We start from the raw sequence: 18,483 nt of genomic DNA on the forward strand, positions 1-18,483 counted from the left end.
TTTTATATAAAAGTGTTCAATATCACACTTAACGCCACGTTTTTCGCGGCATTCCCCCTAATTTTAGCAGGGTGATGAATTGTTTCTTTTAGGTTAATTTTGATTAGGTTGCTCATTAATTGCCCACAGGATTTTGCCCCTCGCCGCAGCCCGTATCGCAGCGGTCACTGCACCGATCACACGTAAAGACGCAAACGATAACTGACAGCGCGCCCCGCTTCTGACAAAATAGCCACATCCCCTTCGACTTAATGTAACAGACGGAATCCTCTCTCTGATGGCAGCAAAGATTATTGACGGTAAAACGATTGCGCAGCAGGTGCGCTCTGAGGTTGCTCAAAAAGTTCAGGCGCGTGTCGCGGCCGGACTTCGCGCCCCAGGGTTGGCCGTTGTATTGGTAGGCAGCAACCCGGCTTCGCAGATTTATGTGGCGAGTAAGCGCAAAGCCTGTGAAGAGGTGGGATTCGTCTCCCGCTCCTATGACCTGCCCGAAACCACCAGCGAAGCAGAACTGCTGGAGCTGATTGATACGCTTAACGCCGACAACACTATCGACGGTATTCTGGTGCAGTTGCCGTTACCGGCGGGCATCGATAACGTCAAAGTGCTGGAACGCATTGCGCCGGACAAAGACGTAGACGGTTTCCATCCCTATAACGTAGGCCGTCTGTGCCAGCGCGCGCCGCGTCTGCGCCCCTGTACGCCGCGCGGCATCGTCACGCTGCTGGAGCGTTACAACATCGATACCTTCGGACTGAATGCCGTCGTCATCGGCGCCTCGAATATCGTCGGTCGCCCGATGAGCATGGAACTGCTGCTGGCAGGCTGCACAACGACCGTGACTCACCGCTTCACCAAAGATCTGCGTCGCCATGTTGAACACGCCGATCTGCTGATTGTCGCCGTCGGCAAACCCGGATTTATTCCCGGCGAGTGGATTAAAGAAGGCGCCATCGTGATTGATGTCGGAATCAACCGACTGGAAAATGGTAAAGTGGTCGGCGATGTGGTCTTTGAAGACGCTGCCGCGCGCGCATCCTATATCACCCCGGTGCCGGGCGGCGTCGGTCCGATGACGGTCGCAACACTTATCGAAAACACGCTACAGGCGTGCGTTGAATATCACGATCCACAAGGTAAATAACATGGCAACATTCTCTTTAGGCAAGCACCCGCACGTTGAGTTGTGCGACCTGCTCAAACTGGAAGGCTGGAGCGAAAGCGGCGCCCAGGCGAAAATTGCCATTGCAGAAGGTTTAGTGAAGGTTGATGGCGCGGTTGAAACCCGCAAACGCTGCAAAATTGTTGCCGGACAAACCGTCAGCTTCGCAGGGCAAAGCGTTAACGTCGTCGCCTGATTCAGAGTGCCGGATGGCGACGCTATCGCGTCTTATCCGGCCTACTGGTTATGCCAGTGTAGGCCGGATAAGGCGTTAGCCGCCATCCGGCAATGACGTTATTTACGGCGCCAGGTTGTCCCTTGCGGACCATCTTCCAGCACGATGCCCATCTCATTCAGACGGTCACGCGCCGCATCCGCCGCCGCCCAGTCTTTGGCTTTACGCGCATCCAGACGCTGTTGAATTAACGCTTCGATTTCAGCCACTTCGCCGTCATCCGCCTGCGCTCCGCTTTGCAGGAACGCTTCCGGCTCCTGCTCCAGCAGCCCCAGTACGCCGGAAATTTTACGCAGATGTGACGCCATCGCATTCGCGGCAGCCATATCCTCACTCTTCAGACGGTTCACCTCACGCGCCATATCAAACAGCACGGAGTAGGCTTCCGGTGTGTTGAAATCGTCGTTCATCGCCTCCACAAAACGCGCTTCAAACGCTTCGCCGCCCGCAGGCGCAACGGTTTTGTCCGTTCCGCGCAGCGCGGTGTACAGACGCTCCAGGGCGGAACGCGCCTGCTTGAGGTTCTCTTCGCTGTAGTTGAGCTGGCTACGATAGTGGCCGGACATCAGGAAGTAGCGAACGGTTTCCGCGTCGTAGTATTTCAGCACATCACGCACGGTAAAGAAGTTGCCCAGTGATTTCGACATCTTCTCACGATCCACCATCACCATGCCGGAGTGCATCCAGTAGTTCACATACTCACCGTCGTGCGCGCAGGTAGACTGGGCGATTTCGTTCTCATGGTGCGGGAACATCAGGTCGGAACCGCCGCCATGAATATCAAAATGGTTGCCCAGCTGTTTGCAGTTCATGGCGGAACATTCAATGTGCCAACCTGGACGACCCGCGCCCCACGGCGACGGCCAGCTCGGTTCGCCCTCTTTGGACATCTTCCACAGCACGAAGTCCATCGGGTTGTGTTTTACGTCAACGACGTCAACGCGGGCGCCCGCCTGTAGCTGTTCCAGATCCTGGCGTGACAGCTGACCGTAGTTCGGGTCGGTCGGCACGTCGAACATCACGTCGCCATTGTCCGCCACATAAGCGTGACCTTTGGCGATCAGCTGTTCGGTGATCTCAATAATTTCGGCGATATGGTGCGTTGCACGCGGCTCCAGATCCGGGCGCAGAATATTCAGCGCGTCGAAATCTTTGTGCATCTCCGCAATCATACGATCGACCAGCGCGACAAAGCTTTCACCGTTTTCGTTCGCCCGTTTAATGATCTTGTCGTCGATATCGGTAATGTTACGCACGTACTTCAGCGTATAACCGAGGAAACGCAAATAGCGCGCGACGACGTCGAAGGCGACAAACGTACGCCCGTGACCGATATGACAGAGGTCGTAAACGGTAATACCACACACGTACATGCCGACTTCCCCGGCATGAATAGGTTTGAATTCCTCTTTTTGGCGCGTCAGTGTATTAAAGATTTTTAACATCGAAGATTCCGTATAGACGTGTGTGGGTAATAATATCCGTATGATACATATTATTCGTAATCGAAGCAGCACACTTTGCGAGGTGATCGCAGCGTGCGGTTATGCTATAACACCCCCCTATATGTGACCCTTATCGGGGTCGAAGCACCACTATATCGGAACAGGATGCAAAAATGGTTACTTTCCACACTAATCACGGCGATATCGTAATCAAAACGTTTGATGACAAAGCGCCTGAAACAGTTAAAAACTTCCTGGACTACTGCCGCGAAGGTTTTTACAACAACACCATTTTCCACCGTGTTATTAACGGGTTCATGATTCAGGGCGGCGGTTTTGAACCTGGCATGAAGCAGAAAGCGACCAAAGAAGCGATCAAAAACGAAGCCAACAACGGTCTGAAAAACACCCGTGGCACGCTGGCAATGGCGCGTACTCAGGCTCCACACTCCGCAACGGCGCAGTTCTTCATCAACGTGGCCGACAACGACTTCCTGAACTTCTCTGGCGAAAGCATGCAGGGCTGGGGCTACTGCGTATTCGCTGAAGTCGTGGAAGGCATGGACGTGGTTGATAAAATCAAAGGCGTATCAACGGGCCGCAGCGGTATGCATCAGGACGTACCAAAAGAAGACGTTATCATCGAAAACGTGACCGTCAGCGAGTAATCGTGGCGACACTGTTTATTGCAGATCTTCACCTCTGCACGGAAGAACCGGCGATCACCGCCGGTTTTCTGCGTTTTTTAGCCGGTGACGCGCGCCAGGCCGATGCGCTGTACATTCTTGGCGACCTTTTCGAAGCCTGGATAGGCGACGACGATCCCAACCCGCTGCACCGCGAAATGGCCGCAGCCATTAAAGCCGTTGTAGATTCCGGCGTTCCCTGCTTCTTTATTCACGGCAACCGTGATTTTTTGATCGGCAAACGCTTTGCCCGTGCAAGCGGAATGACGCTATTGCCGCAGGAAAAGGTGCTCGACCTCTATGGCCGTCGCGTATTGATTATGCACGGCGACACGCTCTGCACCGACGATGCCGGTTACCAGGCGTTTCGCGCCAAAGTTCACAAACCCGGGCTACAGACGCTGTTCCTCGCCCTGCCGCTGTTTATCCGCAATCGTATTGCCGCCAGAATGCGCGCAGGCAGCAAAGCCGCCAACAGCAGCAAGTCACTGGAGATCATGGACGTTAATCCACAGGCCGTGGTGGCCGAAATGGAAAAACACCATGTGCAATGGCTGATTCATGGTCATACCCATCGCCCGGACGTTCACGAACTGAGCGCTAACGGCAAACCCGCGTTCCGCGTTGTTTTAGGCGCCTGGCACAGCGAAGGGTCGATGGTAAAAGTCACGCCGGATGACGTTGAGCTTCTCCATTTCCCGTTTTAACCTCGCCCGTGAATTGACGACGTCATAAGGTACGCAACCGTTTTCCTTGGCGTATTTCCGTGCTATTCTCTGTGCCCTCAAAAGCCGAGAGTTGTGCACCACAGGAGTTTTAAGACGCATGTCTTCCCGCAATAATCCGGCGCGTGTCGCCATCGTGATGGGGTCCAAAAGCGACTGGGCTACCATGCAGTTTGCCGCCGAAATCTTCGATATCCTGAACGTTCCACACCACGTTGAAGTGGTTTCCGCACACCGCACCCCCGATAAGCTGTTCAGCTTCGCCGAAAGCGCCGAAGAGAAGGGTTATCAGGTGATTATTGCCGGTGCTGGCGGCGCGGCGCATCTGCCGGGAATGATTGCGGCAAAAACGCTGGTGCCGGTACTGGGCGTGCCGGTGCAAAGCGCTGCGCTGAGCGGCGTGGACAGCCTCTACTCTATCGTCCAGATGCCACGCGGCATTCCGGTCGGCACGCTGGCGATCGGCAAAGCGGGCGCGGCAAACGCGGCGCTGCTGGCAGCGCAAATTCTGGCGACACACGATAAAGACCTGCGCCAACGTCTGGCGGACTGGCGTAAAGCCCAGACCGATGAAGTGCTTGAGAATCCCGACCCACGAGGTGCGGCATGAAGCAGGTCTGCGTACTGGGTAACGGCCAGTTAGGACGGATGCTGCGTCAGGCGGGCGAACCGTTGGGCATCACCGTCTGGCCTGTCGGGCTGGACGCGGAACCTACCGCCGTTCCGGTTCAACAAAGCGTGATCACAGCGGAAATCGAACGCTGGCCGGAAACCGCGCTGACCCGCGAACTGGCGCGCCACCCGGCTTTCGTCAACCGCGACGTCTTCCCGATTATTGCCGACCGTCTGACGCAAAAGCAGCTTTTTGACAAACTCTCGCTGGCGACGGCGCCCTGGCAGTTGCTGGCAAGCCGGGACGAGTGGCCCGCCGTATTTGCGCGTCTGGGCGAACTGGCTATCGTCAAACGGCGCGTTGGCGGTTACGACGGCCGTGGGCAGTGGCGTTTACGTGCGGATGAAACCGCTCAGTTCCCGGACGACGGTTACGGCGAGTGCATTGTTGAACAGGGCATTAACTTCTCTGGCGAAGTGTCGTTAGTCGGCGCACGCGCCCATGACGGCAGCACCGTGTTCTACCCGCTGACGCACAACCTGCACCAGGACGGGATTCTGCGCACCAGCGTAGCGTTCCCGCAGGCCAACGCGAAACAGCAGGAACAGGCGGAGGCCATGCTCTCCGCCATCATGCACGAACTGGGTTATGTCGGCGTCATGGCGATGGAGTGTTTTATCACGCCGGAAGGGTTGCTCATCAACGAACTGGCGCCGCGGGTACACAACAGCGGGCACTGGACGCAAAACGGCGCCAGCATCAGCCAGTTTGAGCTGCATCTGCGCGCGATCACCGGCCTGCCGTTACCGTCACCGGTCGTGGGCAGCCCGTCCGTGATGGTGAACCTGATTGGCAGCGCTCTGAATTACGACTGGCTGAAACTGCCGCTGGTGCATCTGCACTGGTACGACAAAGAGGTTCGCGAGGGGCGTAAAGTGGGCCACCTGAACCTGACCGACAGCGATACCGATCGCTTAAGCGCAACGCTGGAAGCCTTAGTTCCCTTGCTGCCGCCGGAATACGCCAGCGGCATCATCTGGGCGCAAAGTAAGCTTAAGTAATACATAAAATGCCGGGAAAGGAATCTTATCCTTTTCCGGCTCCTCCTTCAGCGCGTAAAATCCCCGTCATTGCCGTTTGTTTTTTTTCAGGATTCCACAATGAACGATGGGACGGACTATCGCGCCATTCTGGCGGCCGATACGCCTTTAATCGACGTTCGCGCGCCGATAGAATTTACGCAGGGCGCCATGCCCACTGCGATTAACCTGCCCTTAATGAATAATGAAGAACGCGCGGCAGTCGGCACCTGTTACAAACGCCAGGGGCCGGAAGCGGCACTGGCGTTGGGCCATAAACTCGTTGCCGGCGACGAGCGTCAACGGCGGCTGGAGGCCTGGCGAAAAGCCTGTATTCAACATCCACGGGGTTATCTCTGCTGCGCGCGCGGCGGTCAGCGTTCGCATATCGTACAACAATGGCTACATGAGTCCGGCGTGGATTATCCGCTGATCCAGGGCGGCTACAAAGCGCTCCGCCAGGCGGCCATGCACATCACCGACACGCTGGTACAAAAACCCATGATCTTAATTGGCGGCTGTACCGGCAGCGGAAAAACACAGTTGGTTCGACAGCAGCCGAACGGCGTGGATCTGGAAGGACTGGCGCATCATCGCGGTTCGTCATTCGGCCGCACGCTGAAGCCGCAGCTGAGTCAGGCCAGTTTTGAAAACCAGCTCGCCGTGGAGATGTTGAAAACCGACGCCCGTCAGGAGTTGCAGATGTGGGTGCTGGAAGACGAAGGCCGGATGATTGGCGCAAATCATCTGCCCGAATGTCTGCGCGAACGCATGGCGCAGGCATCCATTGCGGTTGTGGACGATCCGTTCGAGCTGCGTCTGGAACGGCTGCGCGAAGAGTATTTTATCCGCATGCATCGCGACTTCACCCATACCTGCGGAGAAGAAGATGGCTGGCAGGCGTACAGCGACTATCTGCATCATGGGCTTTCCGCCATTCAGCGCCGCCTTGGTTTGCAGCGTTTTAAAGAGCTGACGGTAAAACTAGATGCTGCGCTGACCATGCAGCAGGCCAGCGGCAGTACCGACGGGCATCTGGCCTGGCTGGTGCCGCTCCTCAACGAATACTACGATCCGATGTATCGCTATCAACTGGAAAAGAAAGCCGCGAAAATCGTCTTTCGCGGCATATGGCAGGACGTTGCACAGTGGCTTCAAAACTAGCGATTGCGGGCATTCTGCCGGATGGCGGCTAACGCCTTATCCGGCCTACAAATACTATGCCCTAATGTCTGTCGCGTTTATCGGCGCGTTTCGCCAGCCAGTCGCCGAGCATCTGTACAACCTGCACCAGAATAATCAATGCGACCACGGTGACAATCATCACCTGGGTTTCGTAGCGGTAATAACCGTAGCGAATCGCCAGGTCGCCGACCCCGCCGCCGCCGACAATCCCGGCCATCGCGGAATAGCCAATCAGACTCACCAGCGTGATGGTCAGCCCGCGTAGCAGACCGGCGCTGGCCTCTGGCAGCAGTACGGTGCAGATAATGCGCATCGGGCTGGCGCCGAACGCTTCTGCCGCTTCGATAATCCCTTTATCCACCTCACGCAGCGCGCTATCAACCAGACGCGCATAGAACGCTATCGCCGCAACAGAGAGAGGGACGGAGGCGGCAATCGGCCCGATGGTATTGCCGAGCAAAAATTGCGTGAGCGGCAACAGCAGCACCAGCAAAATCACGAACGGCACCGAGCGGATAATGTTCACCAGAACCGAACTCACCAGATACACGAAGCGATTCTGCCAGAACAGATTCCGGTCGGTGACAAAGATAAGGAAGCCGAGCGGCAGCCCGCCGACAACCGCCAGCACCGTTGAAATGCTCAGCATTTGAAAGGTTTCATTGAACGCCAGCGTTAAATCCGGCAGTAAATCATCCACGAATCACCTCCACCTGCGCAGTACGTTGCCGAATATGCGCTACCGCGGCATCCACCGCTGACGGGTTGTGCGGCGCAGTCAGTTGCACCACTAAAATCCCCAGCGCGCGTTCGCCGATATATTCAATTTTGCCGTGCAGAATGTTCACCGCTACGCCGAACTTCACCGCCACATCAGACAACACCGGCTGCTCCGCCGAATCACCGATAAACAGAATTTTCAGTAACTGACCGGGCAGATGCTGGCGCAGACGTTCCGGTAGCGTCAGATTGAGAGTGTGCGACACCAGTTGCTGTGTGAAGGCGTGTTGCGGATGAGCGAAAACATCAAACACGTCGCCCGACTCTACCACTTTGCCGCCGGACATCACCGCCACGCGATCGCAGATGGACTTGATCACATTCATCTCGTGGGTGATCAGCACGATCGTGATCCCCAGCTGTTCGTTAATCTGTTTGAGCAGCGCCAGAATGGTCGCTGACGTTTCCAGATCCAGCGCGGAAGTCGGTTCGTCGCAGAGCAGTACATCTGGATGGTTGGCGATCGCGCGGGCAATCCCCACTCGCTGCTTTTGACCGCCGCTAAGCTGTACCGGAAAGCGGTTCGCCTTATCCGCCAGCCCGACCAGCGCCAGAATTTCGGCGACGCGCGGGGCGATCTTGCTGCGCTCCCATCCGGCGGATTTCAGGCTGAAAGCGACGTTTTGCGCCACCGTGCGGGTATGCATCAGATTAAAGTGCTGGAAAATCATCCCAATACGCTGGCGGGCTTTACGCAGATTCGCCCCTTCCAGCGCAGAGATCGCCACACCGTTCACTTTCACGCTTCCCTGACTCGGGCGCGTTAAGGCATTAAGGGTACGCAGCAGCGTACTTTTTCCCGCGCCGCTGGTGCCGACAATGCCAAAAATTTCGCCCGCCGCTATCCGCAGGCTGACGTCATCCACCGCGCGGGTCGATGCGCCACGGCCTGCCGTGAAATCCACGCAGACCTTTTCAATCTCAATCATGCTCACCTCAGAAATGCGAAAAGGGCAGTCGCCGCTGCCCCGTTAATTCCCTTGCGCAGCGATTATTTGTCTGCGGTCATCCATTCCGGTTTCTGGAAGGCGCTGTAAATATTCTTCGGATCGTCAATGACCTCACGGTAGGCCGGAGATTTCACCGCATCGACAATATCTTTCGCGAACGGCTTGTCGGCATCTTCACTGCGTACGGCAATGATATTTTTCAGGTTTTCATCCAGTTGCTCTTGTTTTAGCGCGCTGGAAAGATCCAGCCCCGCCGCAACGGCGAAATTACCGTTAACCAGCGCGCCGGTCACGCCATCCAGCGTGCGCGGCAGCTGCGCCGCTTCCAGCGGTTTAAACACCAGCCCTTTCGGGTTGCTGGCGATATCACGCTCGGAGGCTTTCGTCGGGTCGATATTGTCTTTAATGGTGATAAGACCGATTGATTGCAGGAAACGCAGACCGCGCGCCAGATTGGTCGGGTCATTCGACAGGGTAATAATGTCCCCTTTCTTCAGCTCGTCCAGGCTGTTGATTTTACGGGAATAGAACCCCATTCCGGCCGTCGGCACGACGATCAGCTTCGTCAGTTTCAGCCCTTTATCGGCAGTGAATTTTTCAAAATAGAGCGTATGCTGGAACAGGTTAGCGTCAATGCTGCCGTTGGATAACGCCATGTTTGGCTGAACATAGTCGCTAAATTCGCGCACCACGACCTTGTAGCCTTTCTCCTTCAGCGTTGGCGCGATGGCCTGTTTAACCATATCGCCATACGGACCCGGCGCGACGCCGAATACAATAGTCTGTGGATCGCTATTAGCATGAGCAAATTGCAGGCCGCAGGCCAGCAAAAGCGCCCCGGCGGCAACGCGTAAACTCTGACGCAGTCCCATAACTTCTCCCTTTTAAATGTTGTGATGCAGTGCGGTACGCCGTGCGATGCGGCGTTGTTCATTTGGGCCTGAATACAAGGCTATTTGTTAACATGACACAGTTCACAACCTGTTGTCCTTGAAATTATTTCATGATGTTGCAGAGTATGTCGTTGGAAGGGGATGGGCAGAAATGAAAAAGCCGGATAGCGGCATAAATGCCTTATCCGGCCTGGACGCTCTATTATTGCGCTGCACTCGTAGGCCCGATTAGCGCAAGCGCCATCGGGCATTCGGTTTGGCAGGCGTCAATTAGAAGTCGTAACGCAGACGAACCAGGTTCATATCGCCCAGATCGTCGGTGCTGGAGGTGAATACGTGTTCGTAATCCACGCGGAAACCATAATCCAGTTGGAAGCTAATACCAACGCCATTATCAATACGCTGGTAGTTACGGCCGTTCACATATTCAATACGGTCACCCATAAAGTACGGCTGAATAGATTTCACCGCATACTGGTTGATCGGGAATTTATAACCGGCAAAGTATTCAACACCCCATGCGTCGCCCGCAAAGTAGTCATGCGCGTCTACGCGTTTGGTGGTCATGAAGTTCTGATACCAGCCGCCGCCCAGCGCGAAGGTCCAGTTATCCGGCGTCCAGCTAAGCGCAGTACCAACGATATTTTGATCGTAGTCTTTACCGTCGCCGCCGTTACCTGGGCGCATTTCCGCACGCGTATAGTTCCACGCCGTACCCCAGGTCAGATCGTCCGTGATGTGGTAATCCGCACCCAGAGAACCGCCGCCTTTACGCTTGTAGCGCAGGCCGTTGTTCGGGTTGTAATCATCGCTGAACAGATAAGACGCGTAGAGATCGACGTCGCCAACTGTTTTCTTATACTTCAGGGATTTACGGGTACGGTAAGAACCGTCGTAGTCGCCGTTGATACCGTTGCCTGGCGCCTGACCAATCATGTCATAGTCCCAGATATCGGTTTTCACGCCAACCACATCATAATAAACGCTGTTCTGTTGACCGAAAGTCAGCGTACCCCAGGTATCGCTTTTCAGACCGGTGTACAGCATACGACGAGTGGTGTCGTTCGCGCCGTCTGCGTAGTGGTTATCCCAGTTGAACATCGCCGGGAAGTTAACGCCCAGCTCGTAGTAGCTGACCCAGCTAATGTCATCAAACAGATAGTAATCAGCCGCGAAACGGAAACGGGTGCCGCCATCGAAGCCATTACGTTTGTAACCATTTTTACCGTCGTCGCCAGCCATATTCTGGAACTGAGGACGAATACTGCCGCCAACGGTGAAGTTAAGACGGCTCAGCGGATTACCCGCCTGTGGATCTTGTTTCAGAACAGTGATTTCCGCCTGAGATGCGAAAGACGTTAATGCCACTGCCGCGCCGATCGATGCCGCCAGCGCTGTTTTTTTTATTGTCATTATATTTTCCTTGGTAGATTTACCCGTCATTATTCGCACTGCTGGCAAAATACCGGCAACGTAAAAAACAACGGGCATAGCCCGCTAACTATTTAGCAATTAAATATTAACTGGTATTAATCCTGTCGTGTTGGCGGGTTTTTAATGTTTTGTGCTACTAAAAATCGAGGGGTTAACAATTCGTGCCACATAGGGAGTACACACCAGTATAAACACCGGTGCGTAATCATCACGTATATAAATTATATTATTAAAACTACACACCGGTATAAAAACCGGTGTGTGATCATCACATCTATAAATTAATTATTAAATTGGCGAAATAACGCTTTGCCTTTTAACAGACTCGCGCCGAGCCATCCGCCGCATAATGAAAGTAATAATGCGCCGCAGACGGGCAAAATAATCCACACGCGCCAGTCCGGTTCCCACGGAAAATCGAACACCTGGCTTTGCAGCACCGCCAGCGCAGTTTCCGCGCCGATCGCCGCCACCAGCCCGGAGACCATACCCAGCATGGCAAATTCACACCAGAGCGTGGTGCGCAGCAGTTTTTTGCCCGCGCCTAAAGTGCGCCAGACCACCAGTTCCTGATGACGTTGACGCATTCCGACCTGAACCTGCGCCAGTAACAACAGCATGCCGCAGGCCGTGACCAGCACCACCATCACCTCCAGCGCCCGGCTGACTTGCTCCAGCACCTGACCGACCTGTTTCAGGATCGCGCCGATATCCAGCAGGCTGATGGTCGGGAACTCGCGATTAAGCTGCGTCAGCATGCCGTTGCCATTTTCCCAACGGAAGCTGGTAAGCCAGCTCTGCGGCTGCCCGTCCAGCGCGCCGGAGGGGAAGATAAAGAAGAAGTTAGGCCGCAGACTTTCCCAGTCTACTTTGCGCAGGCTGCTGACCGTCGCGCTAAAGTCCTGGGTATCGCCCATAAAGGTCACGCGATCGCCGAGTTGTATATTCAGCCGCTTCGCCAGCCCTTCCTCTATCGAGACCTCTCCCGCTTTTGGCGGCCAGCTTCCGGCGGTAATCGGGTTATGATCCGGGCGCGTATCCTGCCACGTCAGATTCAGCTCACGGTTAAGCGCTTCGTCCTGATTTCCTTCGGTCGGCAGACCATTAATCTCCGTCAGTCGCGCCCGCACGATCGGGAAGAATGCCTCCGGGATCACCTGATGCTCAGACAGGAAGGCTTTCAGCGGCACCACCTGTTCAGAAGCGATATTGATGAGGAAATAGTTCGGACTTTCCGGCGGCAGTTGTTGTTGCCAGCGATCCAGCAGATCGCCGCGCAGCACCAGCAGAAGCGCCAGCAGCATAAAGGAGAGCGAAAAAGCCGAGAGCTGGCTTAACGTGGACCACGGCTGGCGCAGCAGTCGGCTTACGGCCAGGCGCAGAGGCAGCGATGTCAACGTCATACCGCGCAGCACGTTCAACAGCATCCAGCCCAGCACACCGCAAAGTAGCGCCAGCACCACCGCGCCGGCCAGCACCGCCCACAGCAACATGCTGCCGCCCATCAACCCCGCGAGCAGCGCGACGACGACAACCGTGACCACCGGAAGATACATCTTCAGCGGCCAAACACGCGCAACCACATCACGCCGCAGCACACGCAACGGCTGCGTCGCCAGCAGCAAACGATACGGACGCAGTCCAACCAGCAAAGAAATGATGATCATCGTTCCCAGCGCCCACAGCCACGGCCAGAGGCTGGCTGGCGGCAGAACGGCGGGTAACACCGGTTTAAGCAGCACCATTAGCACGTTCTCGAACAGTAACCCAATGGCGCCTCCCGTCACGGCGGAAAGAGCCAGCAGCATCCCCCACTGCCCGACGATCAGTTTGCGCAGCTGCGCCCTGCCCGCCCCCAGCGTTTTGAGGATCGCAATCAGATCGTAGCGGCTGCGGCAGTAGTGGCTCATCGCCACCGCCACGGCCGTGACTGCTAACAGCAACGTTAACAGCGCCGACAGCAGCAGGAACTGCTGCGAGCGTTCAAGCGATTTGCCCAGCGCGCCTTCATCTTGTTCCAGTCCGTACCAGCGATGTTCAGGCTTAAGCTGCGGCAATAGCCACTTTTCATAGCCGTCCAGCTGCTGCGGCGTACCGCCAAACTTATAGCGCCACGTCACGCGACTTCCCGGCTGTACTGCGCCCGTTTTTTCAACATCCGCAATGTGCATCATCAGGCGTGGAGCCATCTGGAAAGGGTTAAACCCGGAATCCGGCTCCTGTACCACCGCGCCAGCAATACGCAGCGTGGCGTCACCGACGTCGATGCTGTCACCCGTTTTCAGGTTGAGGAGCGCCATCAGTCTTGGCGCCAGCAACACGGAACCCGGCTGCGGTTTTAACCCCGGCGGATTCGTTTGCAGCTCACCGTACATCGGATAAACGTCATCCACCGCTTTGACGCTGGCCAGCTGCGGCGTATCGTCTGCAAAGGTCATGGTGGCGAAAGTCATCTGTTCGCCCACTTTCAGACCGCGTTTGCGCGCCTCATCAATCCACGCCAGCGGCACCTCGCGCGAACTGCGCAGCGCCCGGTCTCCGGCCATAAAATCACGGCTTTGCTGACTTAAACCCTTTTCCATGCGGTCGCTGATATTGCCCAGCGCCAGCACGCAGGCCACCGCCAGACTCAGCGCCAGCCAGACAATCAGTAAGGAAGGTGAGCGCCATTCGCGCCAGAACCAGCGTGCAATCATGCCTCCTCCTGCAACTGCCCATCCACCAGGCGTAATCGCCGGTCGCAACGCGCCGCCAGCTGCGGATCGTGCGTCACCAGAATCAGGGTGGTGCCATGTTCGCGATTAAGCGAAAACAGCAGGTCGGCGATTTTATCCCCGGTCTGCCGGTCAAGGTTTCCCGTCGGTTCATCGGCAAACAGCACGTCTGGCCGCCCGTTGAACGCTCTCGCCAGCGCCACACGCTGCTGCTCGCCGCCGGAAAGCTGGGCCGGAAGATGATCAAGACGTTTCCCCAGACCCAACTGTTCCAACAACGCTTTCGCGCCATCGCGGCTTTTCCCGCTGTTCTCCCCCCGCAGCAAGGCGGGCAGTTCAACGTTTTCCAGGGCATTCAACGTGGGAATCAACATAAAAGACTGGAAAACAAAGCCGACATGCTGCGCGCGCAGCTGCGCCCGCGCCTCTTCATCCATCGTGTGCAGAGACTGCCCGACCAGATTCACCTCGCCGCTGCTGCCATCATCCAGCCCGGCCAGAATCGCCAGCAGCGTCGATTTCCCCGATCCTGACTCGCCGATCAGCGCAATGGTCTCGGCGCGTTTGACAACCAGTTCAACTCCGGTAAGGATGGAAAGCTCATGCTCACCCTGACCGACGGACTTCTTAAGACGATGAACTTCAACAATGTTTTCCGCTGGCATTTGCCCTTCCTGTTTCTGGTCCTGTTAACGTTCCGCGCCGCCGCAGCGGACACGTTATTAATTCTGGGTGACAGCCTGAGCGCCGGATACCGCATGTCCGCCAACGCGGCCTGGCCTGCGCTGCTTAACGACAAATGGCAGGATAAAACGCCGGTCATCAATGCCAGCATTAGCGGCGACACCTCGCAGCAAGGCCTGGCGCGTCTGCCTGCGCTGCTGAAGCAGCATCAGCCCCGCTGGGTTCTGGTCGAGCTTGGCGGCAATGACGGCCTGCGCGGTTTTCAACCTCAGCAAACCGAGCAAACCCTGCGTAAAATCCTGCTGGATGTGAAGGCCGCAAACGCCGAGCCGTTGCTCATGCAAATTCGTCTGCCCGCAAACTATGGTCGCCGTTATAATGAAACCTTTAGCGCCATCTACCCACGGCTTGCTAAAGAGTTTGATATTCCGCTTCTGCCCTTTTTTATGGAAGAGGTTTATCTGAAACCACAATGGATGCAGGACGACGGTATTCATCCTAATCGCGACGCCCAGCCGTTTATTGCTGACTGGATGGCGCAACAACTAACCCCATTAGTTAACCACGACTCGTAAATCAACGGAGATCCTGACAGGTAAAGTTATGCAAAAATCGGTCTTAATTACAGGATGTTCCAGCGGAATCGGTCTGGAAAGCGCTCTTGAACTGAAACGTCAGGGTTTTCAAATTCTGGCAGGTTGCCGTAAACCCGATGACGTCACGCGGATGAACAGCATGGGATTCACCGGCGTGCTGATCGACCTCGACTCGCCGGAAAGCGTGGATCGCGCCGCAGACGACGTGATCGCCCTGACCGATAATCGTTTATATGGGATCTTTAACAATGCCGGATACGGCGTGTATGGCCCGCTTACCACTATCAGCCGCACGCAGATGGAGCAGCAGTTTTCCGCCAATTTCTTTGGCGCGCACCAGCTCACTATGCGCCTGCTCCCCGCTATGCTGCCGTACGGCGAAGGGCGCATTGTGATGACCTCATCCGTGATGGGGCTGATCTCCACGCCAGGGCGCGGCGCCTATGCCGCCAGCAAATATGCGCTGGAAGCCTGGTCTGATGCGCTGCGCATGGAGCTGCGCCACACGGGTATTAAGGTCAGCCTGATCGAACCCGGCCCGATTCGTACCCGGTTTACCGATAACGTCAGCCAGACCCAGAGCGACAAACCGGTAGAAAATCCGGGGATTGCCGCGCGTTTTACGCTCGGGCCAGAAGCCGTTGTCGCTAAAGTCCGCCATGCTTTTGAGAGCGACAAACCGAAATTACGCTACCCGGTTACGATGGTGACGTGGGCGATCACGCTGCTGAAGCGCGTGCTGCCGGGACGCGCGATGGACAAAATTTTGCAGGGTTGAGTTGAAGCGCGCGCGTCAGCCCCCATGTAAAAGAGAACCAGACATAAAGAGAGTGACTCCATGTCCGTACAAAATATTGTCAATATTAACGAATCTAACCTGCAACAGACCCTCGAACAGTCGATGACCACCCCGGTTCTGTTCTATTTTTGGTCTGAACGCAGCCAGCATTGTCTGCAACTGACGCCAGTGCTGGAAAGCCTTGCCGCACAGTACAACGGCCAGTTTATCCTCGCGAAGCTCGACTGCGACGCCGAGCAGATGATCGCCTCCCAGTTTGGCTTGCGCGCTATTCCTACCGTGTATCTGTTCCAGAACGGTCAGCCGGTCGACGGCTTCCAGGGGCCGCAGCCGGAAGAAGCGATTCGCGCGCTGCTCGACAAAGTGCTGCCGCGTGAAGAAGAGTTGAAAGCGCAGCAGGCGATGCAACTGATGCAGGAAGGCAACTACATTGAAGCGCTGCCGCTGCTGAAAGACGCCTGGCAGCTCTCTCATCAGAACGGCGAGATCGGCCTGCTGCTGGTGGAAACCCAGATTGCCCTCAACCGTACGGAAGACGCCGAAGCCGTGCTGAAAACCATTCCGTTACAGGATCAGGACACCCGCTATCAGGGTCTGGTCGCGCAGATTGATTTACTGAAACAGGCGGCCGACACCCCGGAAATCCAGCAACTGCAACAGCAGGTTGCGGACAATCCAGAAGATGCAGCGCTGGCGGCGCAACTGGCGCTGCAACTGCATCAGGTCGGGCGTAACGAAGAGGCGCTGGAGTTATTGTTCAGCCATTTGAAGAAAGATCTCGCCGCCGCAGACGGTCAGGCACGGAAAACGTTCCAGGAGATCCTCGCCGCGTTAGGCACCGGCGATGCGCTGGCGTCGAAATTCCGCCGTCAGCTGTACGCGCTGTTGTACTAATCCGCTGCATTTTGCCCGATGGCGCTACGCTTATCGGGCCTACAAACGCTAAAAATACCGATCCCCCTGGCATCACATCTTCTTTAAATGCGTCACCACCAGTTGGTGGCGCGAATTATAGAATTTCCGGTAGGTTAAATAGCAGGCGATAATGGTCGACAGGCTTGCTGTGGATAGCAGCATAAAAGTCACCATTATCTGATACTTAATCGCTTTTACCGGATCGATACCGGCAAAAATCAACCCGGACATCATCCCCGGTAAGCTCACCAGCCCAACCGTTTTTGCCGAATCAATGGTCGGGATCAGCGACGCGCGAATACTGTCGCGAATAAGCCCCGCAGACGCCGTTTTCGGCGTTGCGCCCAGACTGAGCTTCTCCTGAATTTGCTGCTGCTCGCTGCTGAATCGCTGGCCCAGATTGTTGTAGCACAGCCCTACCGCCACCATCGCGTTACCCGCAATCATGCCGGAAATCGGGATCACCTGCATCGGCGTAAACTCGATAGATCCTGACAATACCAGTACCGCCAGCGTCAGCCCCGCTCCGGTCGTAATCGCAATAAACGACGAGGTAAACGCTTTATCAATATATTTACTGCGTTTTTGCGCGTTATACGCCGCGTTAAAACAGATAAACAGCACCATCAATAATGTCAGGATGGCGTGATTGACGCCAAAAATGTATTTCAGAACATAGCCGACGATAACAAGCTGGATTACCGCACGGGCAACGCTCCAGAGAATATCTTTTTCCAGCGCCAGTTTCTCTTTGTGGCTAATCAGAATAGCCACAACCACCAGCATCATCGATAACGCCAGCGACTCATTCGTTATATTATGCTCGTTCATAGGTAGCTTCCTGCATTTCTCCGGCATGAGGCTGAAGCGTAATCACATTATCCGCATGATTAATTTCATCTTTATCGTGTGTTACCCACAGCACGGCAATATTTTTATCGCGAACATAGCGATGAATAATGTCATTCACATTCTCTTTATTACGCTCATCCAGCGCACTGGTGATCTCATCCAGCAGCAGAACCTGCGGCAGAAACTGTAAATTACGGATCAATGAGATACGTTGTTTTTCCCCGCCGGAAAGCGCCGTAATGTTTTTCTGTAAAATGGTTTCCGGTAGCTCAAACTGCGCCAGATCGGCAAGAAAAGCCTTCGGTTCCGGCGTTTTGTTGCGGATCTGCCAGGGAAAAATCAGGTTGTCATACACCGTATCGCCAAACAGCACTGGCGTCTGGGCGCAATAAGAGACCTGCTGGCGGTAAGTTTCGGGCTTAAGCGTGGCAATCTCTTCGCCTTCAAACAGGATATCCCCCGTATCCGGGCTGATTAATGACGCCACAATCTTTAGCAATGTGCTTTTACCGCACCCGGATGGGCCGGTAATCAGTTTAAATTCCCCGGCATTCAGCATGAAACTGATGTTATTGAGAATTTTCGTGGCGCCAGCCTGGTATCCCACCTTTCTTAGCTGGAGCAAAGGGCTGCTCTCTTTCATCTCACATCCATTTTTCACATCTTTAAAGTAAACAGTGTATCCCTGTAATTTATAAGAGGGGAACTCACTTTGATTAATCGGGTATAATTTGAT

At 55.4% G+C, this 18,483-nt stretch carries 19 protein-coding genes; 10 read left to right on the forward strand and 9 right to left on the reverse strand.

Annotation, left to right across the window (positions count from 1 at the left end; genetic code table 11):
- Window positions 1–277: 277 nt before the first annotated feature.
- A complete protein-coding gene (gene folD, locus OGX93_RS06780; protein ID WP_012133456.1) occupies window positions 278–1,144 on the forward strand; it encodes a bifunctional methylenetetrahydrofolate dehydrogenase/methenyltetrahydrofolate cyclohydrolase FolD in 867 nt (288 codons plus the stop codon).
- A 1-nt stretch (window position 1,145) separates the two neighbouring features.
- Window positions 1,146–1,358: a ribosome-associated protein YbcJ gene (gene ybcJ / locus OGX93_RS06785; protein WP_047458327.1), complete on the forward strand. Its 213-nt coding sequence runs from the start codon at window positions 1,146–1,148 to the stop codon at window positions 1,356–1,358.
- Between the two features lie 98 nt (window positions 1,359–1,456).
- Here ybcJ and cysS read toward each other — a convergent pair whose 3' ends face one another.
- Entirely contained in the window at window positions 1,457–2,842 is a 1,386-nt protein-coding gene (cysS, locus tag OGX93_RS06790; protein WP_049011837.1) for a cysteine--tRNA ligase, read from the reverse strand.
- A gap of 173 nt (window positions 2,843–3,015) precedes the next feature.
- Here cysS and ppiB point away from each other — a divergent pair, with 173 nt between their 5' ends.
- The 5 genes from ppiB (at window position 3,016) to mnmH (ending at window position 7,109) form a co-directional block, all read left to right on the forward strand.
- Window positions 3,016–3,510, forward strand: coding sequence for a peptidylprolyl isomerase B (ppiB, locus tag OGX93_RS06795; protein WP_003021875.1), 495 nt, complete (start codon window positions 3,016–3,018; stop codon window positions 3,508–3,510).
- A gap of 2 nt (window positions 3,511–3,512) precedes the next feature.
- A complete protein-coding gene (gene lpxH / locus OGX93_RS06800; protein ID WP_286449421.1) occupies window positions 3,513–4,235 on the forward strand; it encodes a UDP-2,3-diacylglucosamine diphosphatase in 723 nt (240 codons plus the stop codon).
- Between the two features lie 118 nt (window positions 4,236–4,353).
- Window positions 4,354–4,863 (forward strand): 5-(carboxyamino)imidazole ribonucleotide mutase, encoded by a 510-nt coding sequence (gene purE / locus OGX93_RS06805; protein ID WP_049011469.1) that lies wholly within the window; start codon window positions 4,354–4,356, stop codon window positions 4,861–4,863.
- The gene (gene purK / locus OGX93_RS06810; protein ID WP_286449420.1) at window positions 4,860–5,927 is read left to right on the forward strand and encodes a 5-(carboxyamino)imidazole ribonucleotide synthase; all 1,068 of its coding nucleotides are present in this window, start codon (window positions 4,860–4,862) and stop codon (window positions 5,925–5,927) included. Before purE ends, purK begins: the two co-directional genes overlap by 4 nt.
- A 99-nt stretch (window positions 5,928–6,026) precedes the next feature.
- The gene (gene mnmH, locus OGX93_RS06815) at window positions 6,027–7,109 is read left to right on the forward strand and encodes a tRNA 2-selenouridine(34) synthase MnmH (RefSeq protein ID WP_286449419.1); all 1,083 of its coding nucleotides are present in this window, start codon (window positions 6,027–6,029) and stop codon (window positions 7,107–7,109) included.
- A 61-nt stretch (window positions 7,110–7,170) separates the two neighbouring features.
- Here mnmH and OGX93_RS06820 read toward each other — a convergent pair whose 3' ends face one another.
- The 6 genes from OGX93_RS06820 to ybbA form a co-directional block, all read right to left on the reverse strand.
- Window positions 7,171–7,830 carry a methionine ABC transporter permease gene (locus tag OGX93_RS06820; RefSeq protein ID WP_012133464.1) on the reverse strand — a complete coding sequence of 220 codons (660 nt, stop codon included), beginning with the start codon at window positions 7,828–7,830 and terminating at the stop codon, window positions 7,171–7,173.
- Window positions 7,823–8,839: a virulence-associated ABC transporter ATP-binding protein SfbB gene (gene sfbB, locus OGX93_RS06825; protein WP_012133465.1), complete on the reverse strand. Its 1,017-nt coding sequence runs from the start codon at window positions 8,837–8,839 to the stop codon at window positions 7,823–7,825. Before sfbB ends, OGX93_RS06820 begins: the two co-directional genes overlap by 8 nt.
- A 62-nt stretch (window positions 8,840–8,901) precedes the next feature.
- Window positions 8,902–9,732, reverse strand: coding sequence for a MetQ/NlpA family ABC transporter substrate-binding protein (locus OGX93_RS06830; protein WP_058668722.1), 831 nt, complete (start codon window positions 9,730–9,732; stop codon window positions 8,902–8,904).
- 291 nt (window positions 9,733–10,023) lie between these two features.
- Window positions 10,024–11,166, reverse strand: coding sequence for a porin (locus OGX93_RS06835; protein WP_071259860.1), 1,143 nt, complete (start codon window positions 11,164–11,166; stop codon window positions 10,024–10,026).
- A 302-nt stretch (window positions 11,167–11,468) separates the two neighbouring features.
- Window positions 11,469–13,883 (reverse strand): putative ABC transporter permease subunit YbbP, encoded by a 2,415-nt coding sequence (gene ybbP / locus OGX93_RS06840; RefSeq protein WP_286449418.1) that lies wholly within the window; start codon window positions 13,881–13,883, stop codon window positions 11,469–11,471.
- Entirely contained in the window at window positions 13,880–14,566 is a 687-nt protein-coding gene (gene ybbA, locus OGX93_RS06845; RefSeq protein WP_012133471.1) for a putative ABC transporter ATP-binding protein YbbA, read from the reverse strand. Before ybbA ends, ybbP begins: the two co-directional genes overlap by 4 nt.
- On the opposite strand from ybbA, the gene tesA reads away from it, so the two are divergent.
- Genes tesA through OGX93_RS06860 form a run of 3 tightly spaced genes read left to right on the forward strand, consistent with a single transcriptional unit; the run spans window position 14,537 to window position 16,874 of the window.
- On the forward strand, window positions 14,537–15,160 hold the full coding sequence (tesA, locus tag OGX93_RS06850) for a multifunctional acyl-CoA thioesterase I/protease I/lysophospholipase L1 (RefSeq protein ID WP_047463735.1): 624 nt from the start codon (window positions 14,537–14,539) through the stop codon (window positions 15,158–15,160). The genes ybbA and tesA overlap by 30 nt on opposite strands.
- Before the next feature lie 28 nt (window positions 15,161–15,188).
- Window positions 15,189–15,959 carry an SDR family oxidoreductase gene (locus OGX93_RS06855; RefSeq protein WP_047458350.1) on the forward strand — a complete coding sequence of 257 codons (771 nt, stop codon included), beginning with the start codon at window positions 15,189–15,191 and terminating at the stop codon, window positions 15,957–15,959.
- A gap of 60 nt (window positions 15,960–16,019) precedes the next feature.
- Window positions 16,020–16,874 (forward strand): co-chaperone YbbN, encoded by an 855-nt coding sequence (locus OGX93_RS06860; protein WP_102987557.1) that lies wholly within the window; start codon window positions 16,020–16,022, stop codon window positions 16,872–16,874.
- Between the two features lie 72 nt (window positions 16,875–16,946).
- Here the strand turns inward: OGX93_RS06860 and fetB are convergent, their stop codons facing one another.
- Both fetB and fetA read right to left on the reverse strand, forming a co-directional pair.
- A complete protein-coding gene (fetB, locus tag OGX93_RS06865) occupies window positions 16,947–17,726 on the reverse strand; it encodes an iron efflux ABC transporter permease subunit FetB (protein ID WP_047458353.1) in 780 nt (259 codons plus the stop codon).
- Window positions 17,713–18,390 carry an iron efflux ABC transporter ATP-binding subunit FetA gene (fetA, locus tag OGX93_RS06870; RefSeq protein ID WP_047458355.1) on the reverse strand — a complete coding sequence of 226 codons (678 nt, stop codon included), beginning with the start codon at window positions 18,388–18,390 and terminating at the stop codon, window positions 17,713–17,715. The genes fetB and fetA overlap by 14 nt, the downstream gene beginning before the upstream one ends.
- Window positions 18,391–18,483: the final 93 nt, after the last annotated feature.

The organism is Citrobacter sp. CK195, from assembly GCF_030333365.1.
GTDB lineage: Bacteria > Pseudomonadota > Gammaproteobacteria > Enterobacterales > Enterobacteriaceae > Citrobacter_B > Citrobacter_B koseri.

What these genes read in the sequence shown, in the direction of transcription:
- purK (WP_286449420.1), top strand. Translation starts at nt 4,860, where the DNA reads ATGAAGCAGGTCTGCGTACTGGGTAACGGCCAGTTAGGACGGATGCTG.
- OGX93_RS06860 (WP_102987557.1), top strand. Translation starts at nt 16,020, where the DNA reads ATGTCCGTACAAAATATTGTCAATATTAACGAATCTAACCTGCAACAG.
- fetB (WP_047458353.1), bottom strand. Translation starts at nt 17,726, where the DNA reads ATGAACGAGCATAATATAACGAATGAGTCGCTGGCGTTATCGATGATG.
- sfbB (WP_012133465.1), bottom strand. Translation starts at nt 8,839, where the DNA reads ATGATTGAGATTGAAAAGGTCTGCGTGGATTTCACGGCAGGCCGTGGC.
- folD (WP_012133456.1), top strand. Translation starts at nt 278, where the DNA reads ATGGCAGCAAAGATTATTGACGGTAAAACGATTGCGCAGCAGGTGCGC.
- ybbP (WP_286449418.1), bottom strand. Translation starts at nt 13,883, where the DNA reads ATGATTGCACGCTGGTTCTGGCGCGAATGGCGCTCACCTTCCTTACTG.
- mnmH (WP_286449419.1), top strand. Translation starts at nt 6,027, where the DNA reads ATGAACGATGGGACGGACTATCGCGCCATTCTGGCGGCCGATACGCCT.
- ybbA (WP_012133471.1), bottom strand. Translation starts at nt 14,566, where the DNA reads ATGCCAGCGGAAAACATTGTTGAAGTTCATCGTCTTAAGAAGTCCGTC.
- fetA (WP_047458355.1), bottom strand. Translation starts at nt 18,390, where the DNA reads ATGAAAGAGAGCAGCCCTTTGCTCCAGCTAAGAAAGGTGGGATACCAG.
- tesA (WP_047463735.1), top strand. Translation starts at nt 14,537, where the DNA reads ATGAACTTCAACAATGTTTTCCGCTGGCATTTGCCCTTCCTGTTTCTG.
- OGX93_RS06855 (WP_047458350.1), top strand. Translation starts at nt 15,189, where the DNA reads ATGCAAAAATCGGTCTTAATTACAGGATGTTCCAGCGGAATCGGTCTG.
- ybcJ (WP_047458327.1), top strand. Translation starts at nt 1,146, where the DNA reads ATGGCAACATTCTCTTTAGGCAAGCACCCGCACGTTGAGTTGTGCGAC.
- OGX93_RS06830 (WP_058668722.1), bottom strand. Translation starts at nt 9,732, where the DNA reads ATGGGACTGCGTCAGAGTTTACGCGTTGCCGCCGGGGCGCTTTTGCTG.
- OGX93_RS06835 (WP_071259860.1), bottom strand. Translation starts at nt 11,166, where the DNA reads ATGACAATAAAAAAAACAGCGCTGGCGGCATCGATCGGCGCGGCAGTG.
- ppiB (WP_003021875.1), top strand. Translation starts at nt 3,016, where the DNA reads ATGGTTACTTTCCACACTAATCACGGCGATATCGTAATCAAAACGTTT.
- purE (WP_049011469.1), top strand. Translation starts at nt 4,354, where the DNA reads ATGTCTTCCCGCAATAATCCGGCGCGTGTCGCCATCGTGATGGGGTCC.
- cysS (WP_049011837.1), bottom strand. Translation starts at nt 2,842, where the DNA reads ATGTTAAAAATCTTTAATACACTGACGCGCCAAAAAGAGGAATTCAAA.